This window comes from Bradyrhizobium sp. (assembly GCF_019242285.1).
Taxonomy (GTDB): Bacteria; Pseudomonadota; Alphaproteobacteria; order Rhizobiales; family Xanthobacteraceae; genus Bradyrhizobium.
Genome location: NZ_JAFAVV010000880.1, coordinates 1 through 2415, shown reverse-complemented (window position 1 = coordinate 2415; position 2415 = coordinate 1). Strand labels below are relative to the sequence as shown.

At 67.3% G+C, this 2415-nt stretch carries 3 protein-coding genes; all 3 read right to left on the bottom strand.

The window, feature by feature from the left end:
- The coding region (locus JOY90_RS36170) for an SDR family NAD(P)-dependent oxidoreductase (protein ID WP_291695877.1) at positions 1-397 on the bottom strand (397 nt) is incomplete at its 3' end.
- 25 nt (positions 398-422) lie between these two features.
- On the bottom strand, positions 423-1892 hold the full coding sequence (hydA, locus tag JOY90_RS36165; RefSeq protein WP_291695876.1) for a dihydropyrimidinase: 1470 nt from the start codon (positions 1890-1892) through the stop codon (positions 423-425).
- Between the two features lie 26 nt (positions 1893-1918).
- Positions 1919-2415 (bottom strand): nitrilase-related carbon-nitrogen hydrolase (locus JOY90_RS36160; RefSeq protein WP_291695875.1); only part of this gene is annotated, 497 nt, incomplete at its 5' end.

Sequence of the window (2415 nt, the reverse complement as noted above, 5' to 3'; positions counted from 1 at the left end):
TCTTCTGGCGCTGCATGATCGGCACGGCCGCGCGCGCCCACAGCCAGGTGCCGCCGACATTGGCGCGGAGCACCGCGTCCCAATCTTCCGGACTGGTCGTGACCACGGTGCCGCCGCAGGAGAAGCCTGCCGCGGTCATCAGCACGTCGAGCCGGCCGCGCGTCGCCGTAACCTGCGCGACGGTCGTCGCGGCGAAGGTGGGGTCGCCGACATCGCCGACACGCACGCTGCCATCGCCGCCGCGCTCGCGCAGCATCGACAGCGTCTCCCTGGCGCCGTCGCCGTCGCGGTCGACCAGGGCGACGAAGGCGCCCTCGGCCGCGAACCGCACCGCACTGGCCCGGCCGATGCCCGAGCCGCCACCGGTGATGATTGCGGTCTTTCCCGACAGCCTCATCGCCTGCTCCTCGTTGCACGACCGCTCACAGCAGCCTCGCGCCGAAATTCGTTTCCGGATTCATGTCGGCGACCAGCCGTCCGGTCGGCTTCGCCGGCTCACCGCCGCTGCGGGGGAGGAATTGGCCGGAGCCGGGCTCGGCCGCCAATTTGCCGTCCGCGACGATGACGCGCCCGCGCGACAGCACGGTCACCGGCCAGCCCTGCACCGTACGTCCGGCGAACGGCGTGTAGCCGGCGCGATCGTGCATCATCTCGTCGGAAAGCGTGACGCGCTGATCCGGATCCCAGATCGCGAGATCGGCGTCGGCGCCGATCGCGATCGAGCCTTTGCGCGGATGCAGATTGTAGATCTTCGCCGGCGCGGTCGCGGTGAGCTCGACGAATTTCGAAAGCCCCAGCCGGCCCTTCGACACCATGGCGTCGAACAGCAGCGGCAGTCGCACCTCGAGCCCCGGCAGGCCGTTGGCGACCTGCTTGAAGGTCGGCGAAGGGCCCGCGCGCAACTTGCCGGTCTCGTCGAAGCGATAGGGCGCATGGTCGGAGGAGATGGTCTGCAGATCGCCGAGCGACAGCGCCTGCCACAGTGCCTCCTGGTCGCTCGCGCGGCGCGGCGGCGGGCTGCACATCCATTTCGCGCCCTCAATGCCTCGCTTGTCGAGATCGTCGGCGGTGAGGAACAGATATTGCGGGCAGGTCTCGGCGAACACCTTCAGCCCCTGGCCGCGCGCGTCGCGGATCACCTTGGCGCCTTCCGCGGTCGAGACATGGAAGATCATGATCGGCTGGTCGACCAGCGCGGCCATGCCGATCAGCCGGTTGAAGGCTTCGGCCTCGGAGAAGCGGGCATGGCTGATCGCGTGATATTTCGGATCGGTATAGCCGCGCGCCAGCAACCGCTTCACCATCCACGAAATAATGCCGTGGTTCTCGGCATGTGCGCACAGCATCGCGCCGCCCTCGCGCGCGGCGACGAGAATGTCGAGCAGTGGCTCGTCGTCGATCTTGAGGAGATCATAGGTCATGAAGATCTTGATCGAGCCGTGGCCCTGCTTGATCGCTTCCGGCAGGTCGCGCGTGAGCGTCTCCTTGCTCGGATCGGCGATGATGATGTGGAAGGCGTAATCGATCACCGCGCCCTTGCGGGCGAGCGCGTGATAGTCCTCCAGCACCTGCGGCAGATGCATGCCGACGTGCTGGGCGGCAAACGAGATCACCGTGGTGGTGCCGCCGAACGCCGCCGAGGTCGTGGCGCTCTGGAACGTGTCGGCATTGACGATGCCGGCGGCGGAGAGCTGCTCGATGTGGCAGTGGCTGTCGACGCCGCCGGGCACGACGAATTTGCCGCGGGCGTCGATCTCGCGCTTGGCCGGCGCGAGCCCGCGCCCGATCGCCGCGATGGTCTCGCCGGTGATCGCGACATCGGCCTCGAACACATCGGTGGCGGTGGCGACGCGCCCTCCGCAGATGATGAGGTCATAGACGAGCTCGGTCATGACGATCTTCCCTTTGACAGCACGACTCACGCTTCCGGCGGGATCGCGCCGGTGCGGCTGGTGATCAGGCCGTAATGTTCGATGCGGCGGTGGCGGGCGAAATCGAAGATGGTCTGCTTGCCGAACACCGTGGCGTCGAGATCGCAAGCGTGGACCAAGAGCTCGTCGCCTTCGGTCTTCGCTTCGGCCACGATCTCGCCGTCGGGATTGACGATCAGGCTGCCGCCGATCAGCGGAAAGCCGTCCTCGATGCCGGCCTTCGCCACCGCGACCACCCAGCAGGAGTTCTGATAGGCGCCGGCCTGTACCGAGAGGCGGTTGTGGAACAGCCGCTTCTCCGGCCCCTCCTCGCTCTTCTGCGAATTGACCGACGGCGTGTTGTAGCCGATCAGCACCATCTCGACGCCCTGCAGGCCCATGACGCGATAGGTCTCCGGCCAGCGGCGGTCGTTGCACACGGCCATGCCGATGATGCCGCCGAGATTGCGCCAGACCGGAAAGCCGACATCGCCGGGCTCGAAAT